Source organism: Dietzia cinnamea NBRC 102147 (assembly GCF_001571065.1).
GTDB classification, from domain to species: Bacteria; Actinomycetota; Actinomycetes; order Mycobacteriales; family Mycobacteriaceae; genus Dietzia; species Dietzia cinnamea.
This window is the reverse complement of the sequence record NZ_BCSW01000019.1, coordinates 37300-57625: the sequence shown is the minus strand read 5'-3', so window position 1 is coordinate 57625 and position 20326 is coordinate 37300. Positions and strand designations below refer to the sequence as shown.

Below are 20326 nucleotides of genomic sequence, written 5' to 3'. Positions count from 1 at the left end.
CTAGTTCCGGCGGCGCCGCCCATCGTGTGGACGACGTCAGCCCAGTCGGCGGCGAGCCGCTGATCATGGGTGATCGCGAGGACGCCGAGCCCCCCGTCGGCGCGGGCCCGCAGGACGCCCGCGATCGCGTTCGTGCTCTCGGGGTCCAGATGCGCGGTGGCCTCGTCGGCGATCAGGTAACGCGGCCGCTGGGCCAGCGCCCGGGCGAGGCAGGCGCGGTGGAGTTGTCCGCCGGAGACCTGTTCGGGCCGTCGGTCGAGTAGGCCGGGGTCCAGTCCGACCTCCCGGGCGAGCGCGTCCACGTCCACCGGGCTCCCGCGCAGCCGTCCGGGGAGCGCGATCATCCGGCGGAGAGTCATCCGGGGGTCCGCCGACGCCATCGGGTCCTGATCCAGCAGCGCCGTGTGCCCGGGCAGTCGGCCGCGCCGGCGCCGCACCTCCCGCACACCCGGGCCGTCGGTCGGCGTCATGGGCTCATCGGTCACCGTCACCTCCCCGGCGGTGGGCGACAGCAGCCCGGCGAGCAGGTGCGCGAGGGTGGTCTTCCCACTTCCGGAGGGGCCCACGAGCGCGGTGATCCGGCCCCCGCGCACGGTCAGATCGGTCGGGGGCAACGTGAATCCGTCGGCCCCGGCGTGCCGGAAGGCGACCCCGCGTGCGGACAGCGTCATGGCGACACCAGCTCCGCGACCGACCGGAGCCGCCCGCCATGCATCTCGAGGACCTCATCGGCGACGCCACTCTCCGCGAGCGCGGCGTGGTCGTGGGTCACGAGCAGCACTGCGAGCTCGGCGTCGTCGGCCAGTCGGCGCAGCGTCGTCAGGACGGCCCGGGCCAGGTCGGCGTCCAGGCCGGTGGTGGGTTCGTCGGCGAGCAGCACCGTGGGCCCGGCGCTCAGCGCTGCCGCGATCGCCATCCGTCGCAGCTGCCCGCCGGAGAGTTGGTGCGGGTAGCGGTCAGCCAGGGCGGGATCGACCCCCGCGAGCCGGCAGAGGGCGTCGACGCCGGGGCCACCGCGGGCGCCACGGCCCCGGCGCCCAACGGCGAGTCCTTCCTCGAGCTGCCCCCGCAGGTGCCGGGTCGGGGTGAACGCGGCCGCGGCGGACTGGGGGACGTGCCCGGTCGACGCGCCGGGGCCCAGGTGCACCCGGCCTGCGGTGATCGCGCTCGCAGGGGTCATCCCGGCGCAGGCGTCGAGCAGGCTGGACTTGCCGGCGCCCGACGGCCCGATGATCGCCACGACCCGGCCCGTCTCGATCCGCAGGGATGCCCCGTCGACCGCCCGCACCGAGCCCGGGCCCCGGTGCGCCACCACGAGATCGTCCACCGTCAGGCTCGCCCGGCTGGAGCCCACCTCGTCGTCGTCGTCGCGGTGGTGGTCGCCGGGGTTGTGGTCACCCACGGGGGCCCCGTGCCGCACCCACCCGCGCCCCGGCGTCCCGGGCCCCAGCAGCGCCACCGCCACGGTCACGGCGATGAGCGCGGCGGTGGGGAAGGCCAGCGGCCACCACCGGCCGAGCAGGAGGCCGGACTGGGACAGCGCGACGAGGGTGCCGAGGCTCGGCCGTTCGGGCGGCATCCCGATGCCGAGGAACGAGAGCGTCGACTCGTGCCACACGGCGTGCGGCACCATGAGCACCATCGCGAGTCCGGCCTGCCCCACCACAGCCGGCAGGACGTGCCACCGCGCGAGCTGCAGCGGGGACGCCCCGGCGACACGGGAGGCGGCGACGTACCGCGACGCCATGACCTTCTGCGCCTCCGCCCGGACGACCCGCGCGACGGCCGGCCAGTGGGTCAGCGCCAGGGCCGTGACGATGGCGGCGTGTGAGCCCCGGAACAACGCCACCACCACGACGGTGGCGAGCAGGTGTGGCACGGCGGCGATCGCGTCGGTGCACCGCATGAGTGCCGCGTCGACCCGGCCACCGCACGCCGCTGCCCCTGCTCCCACCGCCACGCCGAGCACCCCGGCGAGCACCGCTGCGCCCGCGGCGACCGCGAGCGACACCCGCAGCCCCTGGGCCACCCGGACGGACAGGTCGTGCCCCAGCCCGTCGGTGCCCATCGGGTGCGCCCACGTCGGCGGCAGGTCGGCAGACAGGTAGCCCGACGACGCCATATCGGCGGGCGCGATCACGGGCCACAGCAGCGCGAACGCCACCACGGCCACGAGCATCACCCCGCCCGCCGCCCGCAGGCCAGTCACCCGCCCCACCGCCCGATCACGCATCGATCCGCACCCTCGGGTCGGCGACCATCAGCAGACAGTCGGCGAGCCACGTGCCGACCAGGACGGTGAGCGACGCGGCGACCGTCACCGCGGCGAGCAGCGCGAAGTCGGCCCCGAGCGCGGCGTCGACGGTCGCGGCCGCCACCCCGGGCCACGCGAAGACGGTCTCCACGACCAGCGATCCGACCATCACTTCGGGCACCCGCGAGCCGAGCAGCGCGATAAGCGGCGCCCACGCGACGGGTGCGACGTGCCTGCTCAGAACGGTCCATTCGCCCAGTCCACGGGCCCGCGCCTCGGCGACGGCCGGCGACGCCTCCGCGTCGAGCACCGCCCGCCGGAACGCGAGCAGCATCCACGGCACCTGCCCGGCGGCCAGCACGAGCGCGGGCAGCATGCCGTAGCGCACTACGCCGCCCACCGTGGCCGCCTGGCCGGGCGGGGCCGCGCCGGAGACGGGCAGCCACCCCAGCGCCACCGAGAACACCGCCACCGAGCCCAGGGCCAGCGCGAACGTCGGGATCGAACTCAGCGTGACCGCCGCCCCGGCGAGCGCCCGGTCGACCGCGCCGTGGGGGCGCGCTGCCGCGATGAGGCCGGAGAGGACGACGACGACGAGGGCGATCCCCAGCCCCACCGCAGACAGTCCCACGGTCCACTGAAGTCGCTCGGTGAGCACGTCGAGCACCGGTTGGCGGTAGGTGGGGGAGTAGCCGGCGTCGCCGGTCGCCAGTCCCGCGATCCACTGCGCCCAGGCCTGCCACCAGGGCCGATCGACGCCGAGGGCGACGGCGGCGGCCGAGCGCTCGGCCTCGGTGAGGCGTTCGTACCCGTCGCCGAGGTGGGCGGCCAGCGGGTCGAGCGGTGACGCGTCGGCCATGACGAACGCCGCCAGCGTCACGGCGAGCACGACGATCGGCGCGGCGAGCGCCCGGCGGACCGTGACGCGGGCGAGGTCGGCCCGCCGTTCACGCAGTCGTCGGATCACGGGCGGGCCGTCCAGTGCGCGATCGCCCACCACGGTCCCCAGGTCGCGCCGTGGGAGTGCGGCTCGAGGATCGGGGCGGGCCCGGTGTGGCCGGTGTCGCGGACGAGATAGGTGTGGTCGAGAGTCACGAGGAACAGGTGCCCGGGGTTCTGGAGGTACGCCCGCTGGGCCTGCCGGTAGAGGCGGGTCCGTTCGGCCGGGTCGGCGGCGCGGCGGGCGGCGTCGAGGGCGCGGTCGACGCCGTCGTCGCCGTAGTCGCCGGGGTTGTCCAGCGGCCCGGACTGTGGGGTCGGCGAGTGCAGGGTTCGGTGGGCCTGGGTGTCGACGGTGTACGGGTTGTCGCCGCCGCCGAGCAGGACCGCCACCTCCCCGGCGCGGGCCTCGATCTGGTCCCACGTCCCGCCCCACAGGTCTACGGCCACGCCCACCTCGCGCAGTTGGTCGGCCACCGCCGAGGCGAGCTCGCGGCGCAGCGAGTCGGCGACGGGGTAGGCCAGCACGAACTCGGCCCTGGCCCCGACTGCCCCGCCGGCCCCGTCTACCCCGCCCGCCCCGTCCCCGCGGACCAGCACCCCGTCGGGACCGGGCCGCCACCCGGCCTCGGCGAGCTGGCCCCGCGCGTCGGCCCGGCGCACGGCAGGGTCCGCGTGGGGTCGCGCGTCGTCCGGCTCGTGCTCCGGGTAGGCGTCGGTGATCGGCGAGGTGGCGGGCTCACCGTGCCCGGCCAGGACATGCTCGACCAGCGCCTCGCGGTCGACGGCCAGCGTCAGCGCGCGCCGGACCGCCGGGTCGCCGGTGAACGGGTGCGCGGTGGGCAGGGCCACGGCCCGCCAGTCGGCGCTGCCCACCGACAGCAGCTCGTGCCCGTCGCGGCCGGCCAGCCCCGCGGCGAGGGCGGGCGGCAGGACGGTGCCGTCGACCTCGCCGGTGAGCACCATCTGGGCGCGGGCGTTCTCGTCGGGCACCGACCGCAGGACGAGGGTGTCGACGTCCGGCCCGCCGTCGCGGTGGTCGGGATTGCCCACGAGCACGGCCTCGCCGGGGGAGAGGCGCTCCAGCCGGTACGGCCCCGTGCCGACGGGCGCGGTGTTGAGCGTCGATTCCGCGGCCGGCCCCGGCGCGAGCAGCTCGGACGGGGCGATGCCGAGCAGCAGGCGTGCGGGCATCCCCGGGTCCGGGGCATCGAGCCCGAATTCCACGGTGAGCGTGTCCGGTGTCCCGATCCGGGCGATCGACGTGTAGTCCGACGCGATCGGCGAGCCCGACGTCGGATCGACCACTGCGCGGTACGTGGCGGCGACGTCCCCGGAGTCCAGCGTGGTGCCGTCGTGGAACCGCACGCCCTCGCGTAACCGCACGGTCCACGTGAGCCCGTCATCGCTGACCTCCGGTTCGGTCGCGGCCAGCGCGGGCACGAGGTCGGGGAGCGTCTGGTCGTCCGCGGCCGCTGGGCGCAGGAGTCCCTCGTACAGCGGCGAGACGCCGGTGGAGCCGTAGCCGGCGACCGGGTTGAACTCGTCCATCGGCGCCGAGTCGGCCAGCACGACCCGGCCGCCGACGCTCCCGCCGCCGTCGCCGCCGTCACCAGCGGCGGACGGCATCGCGCATCCCGACGCGGCCAGGGCCACTGCGAGGCCCACGCTGGCCACGGCGTAGAACGGTCTCAAGTGCGTCCCCTACCCACGGGAGATACGTGTCCGGTCGGACACCTAGTGCGCCCGAGCGTAGAGGCGGAATGTGTCGCGGCTGTTACGGAGGAACCGATGGACGTGAACGGATGGACGTGAACGACTGGGCCGCGCGCTTCGACCTGCTCGCCGACCCCACCCGCCTCGGTCTCCTGGCGCACATGCACCACGCCGGGCCGGGCGTCGCGACGGTCTCCGACCTGGCCGACGCCGTCGGCATCACCCGCAACGCGGCGTCCCAGGCGCTGCGGATCCTGCGCGACCAGGGCTGGGTCAGCGCGACGCGCGACGACGCCGACGGCCGCATCGTGCGCTACACCCTCGTCGACGACACCGTGCACCGGATCCTGCACCTCATGGGCGCGCGCCACGACTGAATCCCGGCGGTAACACCTCGGCAATGTGACCTCGCCATCCTGAGCGCATGGACATCCCCGTCGCCGAGACCCTGGCCCGCTGGCGCGCCGCCGGCGTCGCGTGTGCGCTGGCCCGGGTCGTCGCGACGGGCGGGTCGGCGCCGCTGGCCCCGGGCACCGCGATGGCGGTCTCCGCGACCGGCGAGGTGGTCGGCGGCGTCTCCGGCGGTTGCGTGGACGCGGCGGTGTACACCCTGTGCGAGCAGGTCTTCGCCGACGGCCACCCCGCCCTCGCGCGCTTCGGCCCCGACGGCGACGAACTCCCCGACCACCTCCTCGACGTGGGCCCGACCTGCGGCGGATCGCTCGAGGTGTTCGTCGAACCCCTCGCCCCCGCGCCACCGCCGGGCCCCGCGCACCCCGTTGACCGACTGCTCACCGCCGCGCGCGAGGGCCACGCCGTGGTCGCGGCCACCGTTCTGGACGGCCCGTGCACCGGGCAGTGGATGGTGGCGGGGGGAGACGGCGGCACAGGGGTCGACGACGACGAGGCCCCGCCCTGGGCCGGCGGGCCGGTGGCCGCGGCGATCGCCGAGGGGCGCGGAACCGGCGTCGTCTTCGCCGCCCCTGCCGCCGACCCTGCCGCCGACAGCGCTGCAGACGGCGCCGCCCTGCCGGCCCGCGTCTTCCTGCACCGGCTCGACCCGCCGCGGTTGCTGGTGTTCGGCGCGACCGCGTTCGCCGAGGCCCTCGTACCGATGGGTGCGCAGCTCGGGTACCGGGTGACGGTGTGCGATGCCCGACCGGTGTTCGCCGCCGCCGAGCGCTTCCCGGCGGCCGCCGAGGTGGTGCGGCGGTGGCCGCACCAGTACCTCGCCGGGACCCGCGTCGACGCCTCCACCGCGATCTGCGTCCTCACCCACGATCCCAGGTTCGACATCCCGCTGCTGGTCGAGGCGCTGCGGACCCGCGCCGGGTACATCGGCGCGATGGGCAGCCGACGCACCCACACCCAGCGGATGACCGACCTGCGCGCGGAGGGGGTCCCCGAGGCGGGGCTGCAGCGCGTGCACTCGCCGATCGGGCTGGACCTGGGCGCGCGAACTGCCGCGGAGACCGCGCTGTCGATCGCGGCCGAGCTCGTCGCCCATCGCCGGGGCGGGACCGGGGCACCGCTGGTGGGGATGGATGCCGCGATCCACCGGTGAGACGGCGCCCCCGCGAGAGGTGTGGATTCCGCGGGGGCGCCGGCGTGAGGTACTGCTGGCTGATGTCACCCCTGGGCGACACCTCCATCGACCCGGACCGAGGGTTCCAGTTCGGCGTCGGTCGGCAGCGGCGCCGTCTGCGGCCGGGTGCGCTCGAGCAGGTAGAACGCCAGGGCGCCCACGCCGCAGGAGACGAACCACGAGAAGTCGCCGAGACCGCCCAGCGCCGGTATCAGCACGAAGCACATGCCCACGGCCGCGCCGATCACGGTGGCGGCCACAGCGTTGGTGTTGAAACCCCGGGTGTACCAATACTTCCCGGTGGGCGCGGAGGAGTAGAGGTCGTCGACCTTCACCCGCTGCTTGGCGGCGTAGTAGTAGAAGGTGATGAGGACGCCGAACAACGGACCGATGAAGCAGGCCAGGATGCCGAGCGTGTACTTGATGACGTCGGCCGAGTCATAGAGGTTCCACGGCGTCAGCAGCAGGGAGCCTACGGCGGCGATCATGCCGCCGGTGCGCCAGCTGATCTTGGTGGGCGCAACCTGCGAGAAGTCGAAGGCAGGCGCGATGAAGTTGGCCACGATGTTGATGCCGATGGTCGCGATGATCACGGTCAGCGCGCCCACGACCACCGCGGTGGTGCTGTCGATGGCCTCGATCGTCTCGACCGGGTCGGTGATGATCTGACCGTAGACCGGCAGGGTCGCCGCGGCGGTCACCACCACCAGGGCCGAGAAGAACAGAATGTTGACCGGCAGACCCAGGAAATTGCCCACCTTGACGGCCCGGTAGGACTCGCCGTACCGCGAGATGTCACCGAAATTCAGGCTGGGGCCGGAGAAGTAGGACACCATGATCGCGATCGCGGCGAAGAAGGCGAACACCGCCTGGCGGCCGGTGAGCGGCTCGCTGCCCAGCGAGAAGTCCAGCGCCCCGAAACCGCCGGCCCGGAACACTAAATACCCGGCCAGCGCGAACATCACCACGTACACCGCGGGTCCGGCCACGTCGATGAACTTGCGGATGGCCCCCATGCCGCGCCAGAACACCAGGATCTGCAGACCCCACATGATGAAGAACGCCAGGTAACCCACAGGGTGCAGGCCCAGGAAGGAGTACTGGGCCTCGTCGGCGTAGGGGGCCATCGACGGCCACAGCTTGAGGATTAGCATGACCAGCACCTGAGAGGCGAGGAACGTCTGGATGCCGTACCAGGCCACCGCGATGATCCCGCGGATGAGGGCGGGGATGTTGGCCCCCTTGATGCCGAACGCGGCCCGACAGATCACCGGGAACGGAACACTGGTGACCTGACTGGGCTTGGCCACCAGGTTGACGGCCAGGTTCACGATGAGGATCGCGACGATGATCGCCAGGAACACCTGCCACGAGGCCAGGCCCATGGCGAACAGTGACGTGGCCGTGACATAGCCGCCCACCGAGTGCACGTCCGACATCCAGAACGCGAAGATATTGTACGCCTTCCAGCGCTGCTGTTTGAGCGGCGCCAATTCCTCGTTGACCAGAAGCGGGTCGTAGGTGCCGAATGGCGCGGGTGGTGCAGATCCGCCCGCGACCGGTGGGCTATCAGGGGCGATCGTCATGGATTCCTCCGGGGTTCTGGCTCGGTCTGGGCGGGTGCCCTCGATGTGCTGGCGGTATACCGGTGGGTCGATTTCGCCCACTCGAGCTGGCCTTATTGTGGCGTCACATTTCTGAAACAGTGGGCTGGTATACCTGTGCCATGACCGAGAGTGAGGGTGCGCGATGACCGAAACGTCAGCGGCCGGTAACCAGCGTGTTAATCCGGTGAACACGACCGCGGTGCCGGATGAGGCGTCGTCCGAGGTCAATCTCGTCGACCGCGTGTATCGCAGACTGAGGACCGACATCATCGAGGCGCGGTTCCAGGCGGGCGCCCCGCTGCGCGAGCGGGAGTTGGCCGAGCGCCTGCAGGTCTCCCGGGTCCCGATCCGCGAGGCACTGCCCCGGCTCGAGGCCGGCGGGTTCGTCCGCATCGAGCCGCGTCGTCCCGCCGTGGTGACGCACGTGTCGTTCGACGACCTCGACGAGCTCTTCGAACTGCGCGCCCCCATCGAGGCGACCGTGGCCAGGCTCGCCGCCGCCCGCGTGGCCGAGGGCGCCGATCCTGCGCCACTGCTTGACTTGCTGGCCGAGGCGCGCGACGCACTTCGTGCCACTGACCCACATGCCACTGACTCCAGGGTCACCGGCCCCGACGCCCGGGCGGCGGCGGACGCCCACGAGCACTTCATGTGCTGTAATGGTCAGCTGCACGCCCAGATCGTGGCGCTGGCCGGGAACCCGCTGCTCGAGCAGGTTATTGCGCCACTCGCGGACCGCACCGACCGGCTCAACAGCGTCAGCCAGCATCGCGACCGCACGAGCCGCCACGAGGAACACGTTCTGCTGGTGGAGGCAATCGCCACTGGCAACACCGAGCTCGCCGGGTCCTGCGCGGTGGTGCACATCGAGCGCGAGCGCCGGCGAGCGATGGCTGCGCTGCCCGCCCACCCACACTTCGCGGGCCGATGACCGCCATGTCGGCTCGAGCCCCCGCGCCCACCACCCCGGAGGAGATCGCGGTGAGACTGCTCGTGGTCAACGTCAACACATCCGAGGCAATGACGGCTGAGATCGCCCAGGCCGCCCGTGCCGCGGCCTCACCGGGGACCGAAATCGTGCCTCTCACCCCGGACTTCGGCCCCGCCTCGGTCGAGGGCAACTACGAGAGTCACCTGGCCGCGGTCGCCGTGTGCCAGCGCGTGGCCCGCCACACCGATCCCTACGACGCGGTGATCCTGGCTGGCTTCGGTGACCACGGCCGCGAGGCCCTGCAGGAGGTCTGCCGGGTCCCGGTGGTCGACATCACCGAGGCCTCGGCCATGACCGCCATGCTGCTCGGCCACAGCTACGGAGTGGTCACCACCCTCGACCGCACCGTGCCCCTGATCCGCGACCGGCTTCTCACCGCCGGCCTCACCGCCCGCTGCGCGGGCATCCGCGCCGCCGACGTGCCCGTCCTGGAACTCGAGTCGGATCCCGGGTCGAGCCTGGACCAGATCGTCGAGCAGGCCCGACTGTTGGTCGAGGTCGACCGAGCCGAGGTGATCTGCCTGGGCTGCGGAGGTATGGCGGGCCTGTCCGAGCGCATCGCCGCCGAGCTGTCCGTTCCGGTCGTCGACGGCGTCGCCGCCGCGGTTACGCACGCCGAGTCCCTGGTTCGCCTGGGTCTGACCACCTCCCGCGTGCGCACCTACGCACGGCCCCTGCCCAAGCCCGTCACCTTCCCATCGGGAGCCCCGGCCACCATCGGCGGTGCAGGCGCATGACCGCGCCCGACCGTGTCGTGCTGCAGGCTCGCCTCTGCGATGCCGCCGACGCTCGCCTCGCCGCCGCCGACGCCGAGTTGGCCGACCGCTTTCCCGGCCTGCCGACCGCCCGGCAGCCCGTCCACACCCTGTACCTGCCCGCGGACCGGGTGCACGCCGGCATTGTCAGAGAAGTGGGCGCGGTCGCCCTCGCCGCGTTCGACGAACACCTGCCGGACCCCGCTGCCCTGCAGAGGGTGTTCAGGGCAGCCCTGGTCAGCGGTGATGCAGGCGGCGGTGATGCAGGCGGCGGCGACCTGGTGGCCCCGGCGGACGCCCCCGCGATTCACGCGCTGGTCCGGGCCAAGCTCGAGCGGGAGCCGATCGAGGACCTGCGTATCGACTTCGAGGACGGCTTCACACAGCGCGGCGTACCCGCCGCGCTGCGCGACCACGACGAGGACGCGCACGTGGACCGGGTGCTCGCCGAGGTGGTGACCCGGCCCGGCGACGCCCTGCCGCCGTTCTGGGGACTGCGCTTCGGCTCCTTCGACCCGACCACCCGGCGCCGGGGAATCCGGACCTTCGTCCGGGTGGTCGAGGGTCTCGCCGCCGCGCCGGACCGCGACTCCCTGCTGGCCGGGTTCCGGCCCACCCTGCCCAAGGTCACCGCCGTCGAGCAGGTGCACGTGATGGTCGCGCTGTGCCGCGAACTCGAGACCGAGTACGGCCTGGCCGAGCGCGCCCTGCGGTTCGAGATCCAGATCGAGACCCCGCAGTCGATCTGCGGCCCCGACGGTTCGGCACTGGTCGCCCGGCTGATCCACGCCGCCGACGGGCGCTGCATCGGTGTGCACTACGGCACCTACGACTACTCGGCCGCCTGCGGGATCGCCGCCGAGTACCAGGCCATGGACCACCCGGCCGCCGACCACGCCAAAGCCGTCATGCAGGTCGCGGCCGCCGGCACCGGGGTGGCGCTGTCCGACGGCTCCACCAACCGGCTGCCCGTCGGCGACGCGGAGGCGGTGCGCGCGGGGTGGCGTCTGCACGCGCGGCTGATCGACCGGTCACTGCGCCGCGGCTTCTACCAGGGCTGGGACCTGCATCCCGCGCAGCTGGTGTCCCGGTACGTGGCCACCTACGCCTTCTACCGGCGTTCGGTGCCGGCCGCGTGCGCGAGAATCGCCGCCTACCTCGGCACGGGCCCGGACGCCGGATACCTCGACGAACCCGCCACCGCCCGCGCCCTGGCCGACTTCTGCGTCCGCGCACTGGACTGCGGGGCCGTCACCGCGGAGGAGATCACCTCCCGCGCCGGCGTCGATCGCGCCGACCTGGCCGCGCTGACACACCCGGGAACCGACCACGAGGAGAGCAGATGACCCACCCCGACCTGGTGATCCGGGCCCAGAGGGCGATCGTCGACGGTGCCGAGCGGGAGGCCCTCGTCGTCGTCGCCGACGGCACCATCACCACCGTCGACGTGGCCCCGGGCGCACTCGACCGGGCACCCACCGGCGCCCCCACGGTGACCCTGGCACGCGACGTGGTCCTGCTGCCCGGCCTCGTCGACACGCACGTGCACGTCAACGAACCCGGCCGCACCGACTGGGAGGGCTTCGCCAGCGCCACCCGCGCCGCGGCCCGCGGCGGCGTGACGACCCTGCTCGACATGCCCCTCAACTCCAGTCCCGTCACCACCAGCCCCGCCGCGCTCGACGCCAAACTCGCCAGCACGGTGGGCAAACTGCACGTCGACACCGGCTTCTGGGGCGGCGCGGTGCCGGAGAACCGCGGCCGACTGCGCGAACTGTGGGACGGCGGCGTGTTCGGGTTCAAGTGCTTCCTGCTGCACTCCGGGATCGACGAGTTCCCGCCGCTGGACCCGGCGCAGATGCTCGCGGCCATGGCGGAGATCGCGTCGTTCGACGGCCTGTTGATCGTCCACGCCGAGGACGCCGGGACCATCGACGCGCAGCCCGCGCCGTCCGGGCCGGCATACACCGGGTTTCTCGACTCGCGGCCCGTGACGGCGGAGGTCCGCGCGGTGGCGCAGGTGATCGACGGCGTCCGGCGCACCGGGTGCCGCGCGCACATCCTGCACCTGTCCGCCGCCGACGCACTGCCGCTGATCCGCGCCGCCAAGGCCGAGGGGTTGCCGATCACCGTGGAGACGTGCCCGCACTACCTGTCGCTCTTCGCCGAGGAGATCCAACCCGGTGCCACCCACTACAAGTGTTGCCCGCCGATCCGGGAGGCCGGCAACCGCGAGGGACTGTGGGAGGGGCTGCGCGACGGGACCATCGATCTGGTGGTCTCCGACCACTCACCGTGCGTGCCCGAGCTCAAGCGATTCGACACCGGCGACTTCGGCGAGGCCTGGGGTGGGATCGCCTCCGTCCAACTGGGCCTGCCGGTCATGTGGTCCGAGGCCCGGCGCCGGGGGATGGGGCTGCCCGACGTGGTGCGGTGGATGGCCTCCGGGCCCGCCGCGTTCGTCGGCCTTCCCGACCGGGGGGCTATCCGTCCCGGCGCCCGCGCGGACCTGGTGGTCCTGGCCCCCGACGATGCCTTCGTGGTCCTGCCCGAGCGGCTGGAGCACAAGAACCCCGTCACCGCCTACGCCGAACGCGCCCTCGCCGGTGTGGTGCGCGAGGTCTACCTCGCCGGCCACCGCGTGGACCTGGACCGCCCGGCTGCGGGCCACCCGGTGCTCCGCCCCATCCCTTCCCTGGCCTCGTCCAGAATGGAGACCCCCGCATGACCGCGACCCCGTCCACCACGCCTGACTTCCTCACACTGCCGGATCTGGCCTCCCGCACCCTCGCGGGCGCGGTCGTCCACGCCGACGACGAGTTCTTCGCCGAGAAGGAGAATCTGCTCCTGCCCGGCGAGCCGGTCTTCGACCCGACCCTGTTCGGGCACAAGGGCAAGGTCTACGACGGTTGGGAGAGCCGTCGCCGTCGAACACCGGGCGAGGACGCGGCGATCATCCGGCTCGGGGTGCCGGGCGTGGTCCGCGGCGTCGTGGTGGACACCGCCTTCTTCCGCGGCAACTACCCGCCGCAGGTCGCCCTCGACGGTGCGTGGGTCGAGGGCTACCCGGACGCCGAGCAGCTCGCCGCGGCATCGTGGCGGCCGCTGGTCCCGCCGTCCCCCGCGCAGGGCGACACCCGCAACGCCTACGCGGTGGCCGACGAGACGCCCGTGACCCACGTGCGGCTGCGGATGATCCCCGACGGGGGCATCGCCAGGCTGCGGGTGCACGGCGAACCCGCGCCGGACCCCCGGTTCCTGGCGGGCACAGTCGACCTGGCGGCGGCGGAGAACGGCGGGCGGATCGTCGACTGCTCCGACCTGTTCTACTCGTCACCGGCCAACATCATCGCCCCCGGCCGCTCCCGCCACATGGGCGAGGGCTGGGAGAACGCCCGCCGCCGCGACGACGGCAACGACCACGTCACCATTGCCCTGGCCGGCCCGGGCACGGTCGATCACGTGGAGATCGACACCTCCTATTACGTCGGCAACGCCCCCGGATCGGCGTCCCTGCACGGCATCCGCAGGGCCGAGGACCTCGACCGCCCCGAGACCTGGGTCGAGTTGGTGCCCCGCACCCCGCTGCAGCCCGATTGCCGCCACCGGTTCCTCGTCGGGGCCCCCGCCGGCCCCGACACTCCCGGCACAGACCCCGACCCCGTCCGGTTCGTCCGCATCGACGTCTTCCCCGACGGCGGCATCGCGCGACTCCGGGTGCACGGGCGGCTCACGGCGGACGCGCTCGAGGCGATGGCCGCCCGGCTCCCGCGGAGCTGACCGTTAATGCGGTGGTCACACGCGGGTTACGGCGACGGAACCCGCCCTCGGTAGACATGGTCGTGCACCGGCCCCCACCCCGCGTGGTGGGCGCCGCGGCCCGGCACACCGGCCCCCGTCACCTCGGCCGGCCACTCCGCCACAGGAGAAGCTCATGACCACTGATCACCCCGGTTTCCACGTCCCCACGGTGGACCTGTCTCCCTACGTCGTCGGCGGGTCCTCCGACGACCGCGCGCGGGTCGCCCGCGAGATCGACGAGGCCTGCTCGACCGTCGGGTTCATGCAGATCGTCGGACACGGCGTGGCACCCGCGGTCATCGACGGTCTGGCCGGCGCGATCGACGACTTCTTCGCACTGCCCCTCGAGGCCAAGAAGGCCTACCGCGTGGCCGATGCGAACCGCGGGTACAGCCCGCCCAGGAGCGAGTCGCTCAGTTTGAGCCTCGGGGTGGAGTCCGCGGGGCGGATGAACGACTTCTTCGAGGCGTTCAACGTGGGGGTCGAGGCACGCTCGTTCATCGGTCTGGACCTGTCGGAGGACGACTACGGGATCAACGTGTGGCCCGATCTCCCCGGTGGCCGGCGGCCCGGTTTCCGCGAGCGGGTCGATGCCTACTTCGCCGAGGCCTCCCGTGTCGCGCGCACGCTCACCCGCGTCTTCGCCGACGCCCTCGGCCAGCCCGCGGGGTACTTTGAGCAGCTCACCGACCACTCGATCGACGTTCTCCGCATGGTCAACTACGCCCTCGACGAGGGGCCCGTCTCGCTCGACGGCGAACTCAAGGGAATGGGCGAGCACACCGACTTCGGTCTGGTCACGGTCCTGTGGGCCGACCGGGTTGCCGGTCTCCAGGTCCTCGGCACCGACGGAGGCTGGCACGACGTCCAGCCCGTGGAGGACGGCCTGCTGGTCAACCTCGGCGACCTCACCGCGCGGCTGACCAACGACCGGTGGATGTCGACCCTGCACCGCGTGGCGCCACCGATCGTCGACGGCCGCATCGTCCGCCGCCGCTCTGCCGCGTTCTTTCACGACGGCAACGTCGACGCCGTGGTGGCCACCCTGCCCGAGTTCGTGGGCACCGACGGCGACGCCTACGAGCCCGTCACCGTCCGCGAACACATCGCAGCCAAGCTCGCCGGGTCCCGGCACGGCAAGGCCAATACCGCGGCGGTTCGCGAGGCGGCCCGGGTCCTGGCGGCGTCGGCCCGGTAATGGAGGTCGACACCGTGACGGACGTGGTGTTGGTCCACGGCGCGTGGGCCGGCGGCTGGGTGTGGGACACCGTCACCGGTCCGCTCCGTGCGGCCGGCCTCCGCCCCCATGTGGTCGACCTACCGGGCGTTGGCGGCGACGACGACGAGGTGGTCGACCTCGACACCCTGGCCGACCATGTGTCGGCACTCGTGCGGCTTCTCGAACGACCCGCCGTTCTCGTGGGGCACTCCGGCGGCGGGGTCGTGGTGACCCGGGTCGCCGAACTGATTCCGGACCGGGTCGCCGGGGTCGCCTTCGTCGCCGGGATGATGCTGCCTTCGGGGGTGGACTTCGCGCAGCTCTGCGCCGGGATCGGCCTGCCCACGGATGTGGGGATCTCCCGGTGGCTCGAGTCGAGCGCCGATGGTCGCGAGACCTCGGTCCCGCCCGAGGCCGCGGCGGCGGTGTTCTTCCACGATGCCCTGGAGGGGGAGGCGATCGCTGCCGCGCGACGGTTGCGTCCGCAGCGGGAGAGCGCCCGGCTGATCTCCGCCGCCTGGACCCCTGCGCGCTTCGGCGCCCTGCCGCGGTTGTACGTCGAAGCCACCGGGGATCGCACCGTGCCGATCATCGCGCAGCGACGCATGCAGCAGCTCACCCCTGGTGCCCGGGTGGTCACGCTCCACACGGGCCACGTCCCGCAGCTGTCCGCACCAGGCCCACTGTGCGCGGCGCTGGCGAGCTTCACGCGGGACGTCGCCGCCGGCGACGCGGATCGGCCGGCGCGCCACATCGCCCTCACGTCGGCGTAACACGGCGGAAAAGCGCTGATGTCAGACTCGGAGGCGACACCGCGGCGGTGCGGTCGGCCCAGCCGACCCGGCCGCCGGGCGACCGACGCCCCGGCGGCCGAGTCATCAGTCAGGCAGCGGCGCGGTGTCCGCCCGGGCACAGGACCCGGGTCCCGATGCCGCAGGAGACGTCCATGACCTCCGTGATGCCCGACGCGCCCACGCTGCCCACTCCGGGCGACACCAGCCCGGCCACCGCGGGCCGCAGCCCCCGTCGTCTCGCAGACGCCGACGCCAGGCTGGCCGCGCTGACCGCGCGCGTCCGCGAGGACATCGCCACCACGAGCCATGCTCGCGACTGGATCCCGCGCGAACCCGGATGCGCGCAACTCGATGTGCTCGTCATCGGAGGCGGTCAGGCCGGACTCGGCGCCGCCTTCGCCCTCGGACGTCAACGGATCGACCGGGTCCTGGTGGTGGATGACGGGCCCGCCGACCGGGTGGGCTGCTGGGACCGCTACGCACGCATGCACACCCTGCGCAGCCCCAAACACATGCGCGGCATCGAGTTCGACGTCCCGTCGCTGCACGTTCGCCGCTGGTTCGAGGCGGTCTACGGCGAGCAGGCGTGGCAGGAGATCGACCTCGTTCCGCGCCTGGACTGGAACGACTACCTGCGCTGGTATCGCGAGGCAGCGGGGATCGAGGTCCGCCACGAGACGCGGGTGACCGCCGTGCACCGACCCGCCACGGCGGATGGCCCGTTCGTCGTGGAGGTGGCCGCCGCCGACGGGGCCACCACCCAGACCGTGACCGCCCGGCGGATCGTGTTCGCCCTCGGCCTCAGCGGCGGCGGCGGACAGCGAGTGCCGGAAATGGTCCGCGCGCTGCCGCGCGAGCGCTGGTTCCACACCGAGGACCCGATCGACTTCGAGGCCCTGCGCGGCCGGCGGGTCGCCGTCCTGGGCGGCGGAGCCTCCGGGTTCGACAACGCCGCCACCGCGCTCGACCACGGCGCCGCGCGAGCGGAGGTGTTCATGCGGCGGGACACCGTCCCGGACTCCAACCCGCTGCGGTGGATGGAGTTCCCCGGCATGCAGGAACGCTTCTACGACCTCGACGATCGCGCGAAGTGGGACTTCACCCTCCTCAGCGGGGGCTTGCCGCAGCCGCCGACCCAGCACACGGTGTGGCGGTGCTTCGCCCATCCCGACTTCGCACTGCGCACAGGCTGTGCCTGGGACTCGGTCGCGGTGGTCGACGACGGCGCGGGCGGGACCGAGCTCGCCATCGTCACCCCCGCCGGCCGGTTCCACGCCGATGTGGTGATCGCCGCGACCGGGTACGAGGTCGACCTGCGACTGCGCCCGGAGCTCGCGGAGTTCGTCGACGACATCGCCCTGTGGGCCGACGTGCACGACTTCGCCGCCGGCCACCCGGCAGGACGCAACCCCTACCTCGGACCGGGTTTCGAGTTCACCGAACGCCGACCGGGCTCCGCGCCCTGGGTGACCAGGCTGCACCACTTCTCGACCGGCGCGCGCACGTCCATGGGCGTCACCGGAAACCAGCTGTCCGGCATCTACGGAGGTGTCGGTCGCATCGCGGGGGCGGTCACCACCGCGATCACTCGCGAGAACTGGGACCGCCTCGCGGACGACTTCGCGGGCTTCGAGTTCCGCGAGGTCCGGTCGATCGGCCCGCACCGCCCCGACGACGGCTGGTACCCGACGAGACCCCGCTACTGACGGCCCCGCCATCAGAACGGCGGCTCATCATCGAACGCCGAGGACCGCGGCTGGTCCTGCTGGGGCCGGTCATCCTGCGGGGGAGCCGAGCGCGGCGGGCGCCCTGACCGGGGTTCCTGTTGACGATGGTGCGCCTGGGCCCGCAGTCTGCTGCGCTCCGCCGCGCGGCGGTGACGCAGGTGGGGGCGCCTCCTCGACGCCGGTGAGCCGCTGCCGGTCCTGCCGGCTTCGGCCGCGTTCTGCTGCCGTCGGCTGGACTCCGGATGCCGCGGCGGGGCGAGCGCGGCCAGCGGTCCACCGGGGGCCGTCGTGATGCGCGTTCCCGGATCGGCCTCCGGGTGATTGGGGCCGTGGAGCCAGACGTAGGTTCCGTCGATGTCCCGGTAGTAAGCCCAGATTCCCTCCGTCTTGAGTCGGTGGTGGAAGCGGCAGAGGGAGCCGAGATCATCGGACGTGGTGTGCCCGCCGCACTCCGGGTTGTCATGGTCGAACGGGATGATGTGGTCGAGGTCGGTCTTCTCGGCCGGCGTGTGGCACCCGGGGAAGACACAGGTGCCGTCGCGGCCCTTGCAGAAGCGTGCCAACGCCTCGGAGGGCGTGTACCGCCGGGCCGCGTAGCAGTCGGGGTCCGCGAGATCTGCCAGTGAGTCGATCCGGCGACGAGCGCTGCGCTCCAGCTGGTCGGCGGTGTGACCGGTGATCGGCCCGTAGCCGGCCAGCGTGAGGCCACGGTTGTCCGGACTGCCGTCGTCGTAGGCGTAGATGGTCACCCGCCGAGCGGCCGCCTGTCCGTCCGGGTCACCGGGGTGTTCGCCGTCGACGTCGGGCAGGCAGGCCCACCCGCGACTCAGCGCCAGTAGGCCCGCGGCACGCAACTCACCGAGAGAACGCGGGTCGTCCTCGGAGGCGGTGCGCGCGAGGGCCTCGATACGGTCGGCGATCTCCACGGCGGTCTCCGCGGTGAGGTGCGCTGTGATGAGGGCCCTGTCGTCGGCCAGCGGCACCATCTCGACGTCCTGGTCCCGCCGCGCCTCCCTCGCCCTGGCGTCGGCCCCGACCGGGTCGCACGCCGAGACGGTCTTGGTGAGCATCTTTCGTAGCGGGCCGAGTCTCGGCGGGTGTGTGCGGCGCCTGGTGGGAGCCAGTGCCTCACTGATCCGCCTGTCGAGTTCGGGCATGAGCTCATCGGAGACCATCGCGGTCTCCTCGGCGATCGTGTGGGCGGCGAGGATGCCGATCCATCCGGTCGCGAGCAGGGCCGCGGTACGGGGGAGCCGCTCGGTCAACTCGACCGCGGTGGTGACCAGACGCGAGGCGCCGTGCCGGGACAACGCCATCGAGGCGCTGACGATCGAGGCGGCGGTCTCCCACGGGTCCCGGTGGCGGTCGCGCTGCCCCGCGACCCGGACGCAATCGTAGGCGAAGGCGACGGTGCGTCCTTCGGCCGCGTTGATCAGGCGTTGGGCGAGATATCCGCGCTGTTGATGTGGATCCCACCGGGCGTAGGCCTCCGGGACGATCACGTCGACGGCGGGACCCGTCGCTGTGGTGAACCCCTTAGGCGGCACGAACGGGCCGGGGGCATCGGGGACGATCGCCGCATGGGAGGCGGAATCATGGGCGTCGGACTTGGAGGTGCTCGTCATGGTTCGACCATATGTTCTAGGTCTGACATTGCGGACAGGGAGACTGGATCGAACACGCGAGCGAGTGTCATCTCATTACGGAGGAGATGCCCGGCCTCGTCGTCGTCGCTGATCACCGCGGCGCCCGCTGACCTGGGGTGCCCTGCGCACCCTCCGCAGGGCACCGCAGGTAGAGGGCATGCGTGGTGCGGGCGGTCTCGGAGGGGTGGTGGGTCCGGGTCCGGGTCCGGGTCCGGCTTCTGGTTCGGTGAAGGGTGTGGCGCCGTGGGCGGTGCACGGTCTTGGGTGCTCTGACCTGGGGTGCCCTGCTCGGCCCCCGCAGGGCGCCCCAGGTCGGCGCGCGAGGGAGGGCGCCGGGGCGGGGATGTCCCAGGGCAGTGAGGTGGGTGGTCGTGGTGGTCGTGCTGGTCAGGCGCAGGTCGGGCGGCCCGGTCGCGGTCAACCCGGTCGGGCGACGATGAGGCACGCCTCGCCGCCGTCGGGGACGTACCACCGGTGGGGGAGGGTGCCGTTGTACCTCGCGACGTCGCCCGCCTCGAGTCGGGTGAGCGAATCGCCGACCTCGAGCAGGACGGTGCCCCGGGTGATGTAGAGCCATTCCTGGCCGGGGTGTTCGAAGAACCGGCCCGGGACGTGGTTGGTCTCCACGAACTCGAGGAACTGCGTGCCCCCCGGGCCTCCGGGCAGGAGTCGGGTGTGACCGCCGACCGTGCCCTCCGCACGGGTCAGGGTGGCGCCCTCGGTGGAGCGCTGGACGTCGACCCGGTCGGAATGGGCCGGGTCCCGGCCGGAGTCTCCGGGTCCGCCGGTGTCGGAGGCCCCGCCGGCGGTGGCCGCGTCGAGGAGGTGGGCCTGGGTGGTGCCGAGGGCGTGGGCGAGACCCTCGAGCGTGGACATGCTGGGCGCCGCCTTACCGCGCTCGATCTGACTGAGGAAGGGCTGCGAGATCCCGGCCTGGTCGGCCACCTCGACGAGCGTCAGTCCGAGTTGGCGGCGGTGGTGCCGGATGCGCGCGCCGAGACGGTCCAGCGAGTCGCCTCGTGCGGTGGTCATGGGGCCTCCCTTGCGGTCGGGGCGGGTCGGGGCGGGTCGGGGTCTGGCGGGGCGGGATCTGGTGGGACGCGGTCTGCCGGGGTCGGTATTCGTGCAGGTAGTCGCGTTGGCGCGGAATCGGCGGACACCGGAACCGCGCCGGAACAACGGGGTAATGCCGCCGAAACACGGGGCCACCACACTCATCAGTATTGATCCGATCAATACCCGGCAACTATCCCGCTCCGGGGTCGGAAGCACAAGTGCCGCGCCGGGCGCGA

General features: G+C 72.8%; 17 protein-coding genes. 10 read left to right on the top strand and 7 right to left on the bottom strand.

What is annotated here, in order from left to right; translation table 11 throughout:
* From DCI01S_RS08955 to DCI01S_RS08940, 4 genes are all read right to left on the bottom strand, one after another.
* Positions 1-671: ABC transporter ATP-binding protein (locus DCI01S_RS08955; RefSeq protein ID WP_082767714.1), on the bottom strand; the 671-nt coding region annotated here is incomplete at its 3' end.
* Positions 668-2233, bottom strand: coding sequence for an ATP-binding cassette domain-containing protein (locus DCI01S_RS17560; protein WP_061228890.1), 1566 nt, complete (start codon positions 2231-2233; stop codon positions 668-670). The genes DCI01S_RS08955 and DCI01S_RS17560, both read right to left, overlap by 4 nt.
* Positions 2226-3221, bottom strand: a complete 996-nt coding sequence (locus DCI01S_RS08945; RefSeq protein ID WP_244881688.1) for an ABC transporter permease — start codon at positions 3219-3221, stop codon at positions 2226-2228. The genes DCI01S_RS17560 and DCI01S_RS08945 overlap by 8 nt, the downstream gene beginning before the upstream one ends.
* Positions 3218-4888, bottom strand: a complete 1671-nt coding sequence (locus DCI01S_RS08940; RefSeq protein WP_061228889.1) for an ABC transporter substrate-binding protein — start codon at positions 4886-4888, stop codon at positions 3218-3220. Before DCI01S_RS08940 ends, DCI01S_RS08945 begins: the two co-directional genes overlap by 4 nt.
* A gap of 110 nt (positions 4889-4998) precedes the next feature.
* On the opposite strand from DCI01S_RS08940, the gene DCI01S_RS08935 reads away from it, so the two are divergent.
* Together DCI01S_RS08935 and DCI01S_RS08930 are read left to right on the top strand one after the other, a co-directional pair.
* On the top strand, positions 4999-5286 hold the full coding sequence (locus DCI01S_RS08935; protein ID WP_061228888.1) for an ArsR/SmtB family transcription factor: 288 nt from the start codon (positions 4999-5001) through the stop codon (positions 5284-5286).
* Between the two features lie 47 nt (positions 5287-5333).
* Entirely contained in the window at positions 5334-6473 is a 1140-nt protein-coding gene (locus DCI01S_RS08930; RefSeq protein ID WP_061228887.1) for an XdhC family protein, read from the top strand.
* 65 nt (positions 6474-6538) lie between these two features.
* On the opposite strand, the gene DCI01S_RS08925 is transcribed toward DCI01S_RS08930, so the two are convergent.
* The gene (locus tag DCI01S_RS08925) at positions 6539-8080 is read right to left on the bottom strand and encodes an NCS1 family nucleobase:cation symporter-1 (RefSeq protein ID WP_082767713.1); all 1542 of its coding nucleotides are present in this window, start codon (positions 8078-8080) and stop codon (positions 6539-6541) included.
* Between the two features lie 205 nt (positions 8081-8285).
* Between DCI01S_RS08925 and DCI01S_RS08920 the strand changes: the two genes are divergently transcribed.
* The 8 genes from DCI01S_RS08920 (at position 8286) to DCI01S_RS08885 (ending at position 17367) form a co-directional block, all read left to right on the top strand.
* A complete protein-coding gene (locus tag DCI01S_RS08920) occupies positions 8286-9032 on the top strand; it encodes a GntR family transcriptional regulator (RefSeq protein WP_061228886.1) in 747 nt (248 codons plus the stop codon).
* A 50-nt stretch (positions 9033-9082) separates the two neighbouring features.
* Complete coding sequence (locus DCI01S_RS08915) at positions 9083-9829, top strand: aspartate/glutamate racemase family protein (RefSeq protein WP_061228900.1); 747 nt, start codon at positions 9083-9085, stop codon at positions 9827-9829.
* Complete coding sequence (locus DCI01S_RS08910) at positions 9826-11193, top strand: DUF6986 family protein (RefSeq protein WP_061228885.1); 1368 nt, start codon at positions 9826-9828, stop codon at positions 11191-11193. Before DCI01S_RS08915 ends, DCI01S_RS08910 begins: the two co-directional genes overlap by 4 nt.
* The gene (gene allB, locus DCI01S_RS08905; protein ID WP_061228884.1) at positions 11190-12575 is read left to right on the top strand and encodes an allantoinase AllB; all 1386 of its coding nucleotides are present in this window, start codon (positions 11190-11192) and stop codon (positions 12573-12575) included. Before DCI01S_RS08910 ends, allB begins: the two co-directional genes overlap by 4 nt.
* The gene (gene alc, locus DCI01S_RS08900; RefSeq protein ID WP_061228883.1) at positions 12572-13627 is read left to right on the top strand and encodes an allantoicase; all 1056 of its coding nucleotides are present in this window, start codon (positions 12572-12574) and stop codon (positions 13625-13627) included. The genes allB and alc overlap by 4 nt, the downstream gene beginning before the upstream one ends.
* A gap of 154 nt (positions 13628-13781) precedes the next feature.
* Entirely contained in the window at positions 13782-14846 is a 1065-nt protein-coding gene (locus tag DCI01S_RS08895; protein WP_061228882.1) for an isopenicillin N synthase family dioxygenase, read from the top strand.
* Positions 14846-15640, top strand: a complete 795-nt coding sequence (locus DCI01S_RS08890) for an alpha/beta fold hydrolase (protein WP_061228881.1) — start codon at positions 14846-14848, stop codon at positions 15638-15640. The genes DCI01S_RS08895 and DCI01S_RS08890 overlap by 1 nt, the downstream gene beginning before the upstream one ends.
* Before the next feature lie 173 nt (positions 15641-15813).
* The gene (locus DCI01S_RS08885; RefSeq protein WP_082767711.1) at positions 15814-17367 is read left to right on the top strand and encodes a SidA/IucD/PvdA family monooxygenase; all 1554 of its coding nucleotides are present in this window, start codon (positions 15814-15816) and stop codon (positions 17365-17367) included.
* An 11-nt stretch (positions 17368-17378) separates the two neighbouring features.
* Here DCI01S_RS08885 and DCI01S_RS08880 read toward each other — a convergent pair whose 3' ends face one another.
* Both DCI01S_RS08880 and DCI01S_RS08875 read right to left on the bottom strand, forming a co-directional pair.
* On the bottom strand, positions 17379-19013 hold the full coding sequence (locus tag DCI01S_RS08880) for an HNH endonuclease signature motif containing protein (protein WP_082767710.1): 1635 nt from the start codon (positions 19011-19013) through the stop codon (positions 17379-17381).
* 438 nt (positions 19014-19451) lie between these two features.
* On the bottom strand, positions 19452-20066 hold the full coding sequence (locus tag DCI01S_RS08875; RefSeq protein WP_061228880.1) for a type II toxin-antitoxin system RelB family anti-toxin: 615 nt from the start codon (positions 20064-20066) through the stop codon (positions 19452-19454).
* Between the last annotated feature and the right edge of the window lie 260 nt (positions 20067-20326).

Coding starts and splice junctions, on each gene's coding strand:
- DCI01S_RS08895 (WP_061228882.1), top strand. CDS start 13,782: ATGACCACTGATCACCCCGGTTTCCACGTCCCCACGGTGGACCTGTCT.
- DCI01S_RS08875 (WP_061228880.1), bottom strand. CDS start 20,066: ATGACCACCGCACGAGGCGACTCGCTGGACCGTCTCGGCGCGCGCATC.
- DCI01S_RS08930 (WP_061228887.1), top strand. CDS start 5,334: ATGGACATCCCCGTCGCCGAGACCCTGGCCCGCTGGCGCGCCGCCGGC.
- DCI01S_RS08885 (WP_082767711.1), top strand. CDS start 15,814: ATGACCTCCGTGATGCCCGACGCGCCCACGCTGCCCACTCCGGGCGAC.
- DCI01S_RS08925 (WP_082767713.1), bottom strand. CDS start 8,080: ATGACGATCGCCCCTGATAGCCCACCGGTCGCGGGCGGATCTGCACCA.
- allB (WP_061228884.1), top strand. CDS start 11,190: ATGACCCACCCCGACCTGGTGATCCGGGCCCAGAGGGCGATCGTCGAC.
- DCI01S_RS17560 (WP_061228890.1), bottom strand. CDS start 2,233: ATGCGTGATCGGGCGGTGGGGCGGGTGACTGGCCTGCGGGCGGCGGGC.
- DCI01S_RS08890 (WP_061228881.1), top strand. CDS start 14,846: ATGGAGGTCGACACCGTGACGGACGTGGTGTTGGTCCACGGCGCGTGG.
- alc (WP_061228883.1), top strand. CDS start 12,572: ATGACCGCGACCCCGTCCACCACGCCTGACTTCCTCACACTGCCGGAT.
- DCI01S_RS08935 (WP_061228888.1), top strand. CDS start 4,999: ATGGACGTGAACGACTGGGCCGCGCGCTTCGACCTGCTCGCCGACCCC.
- DCI01S_RS08910 (WP_061228885.1), top strand. CDS start 9,826: ATGACCGCGCCCGACCGTGTCGTGCTGCAGGCTCGCCTCTGCGATGCC.
- DCI01S_RS08880 (WP_082767710.1), bottom strand. CDS start 19,013: ATGACGAGCACCTCCAAGTCCGACGCCCATGATTCCGCCTCCCATGCG.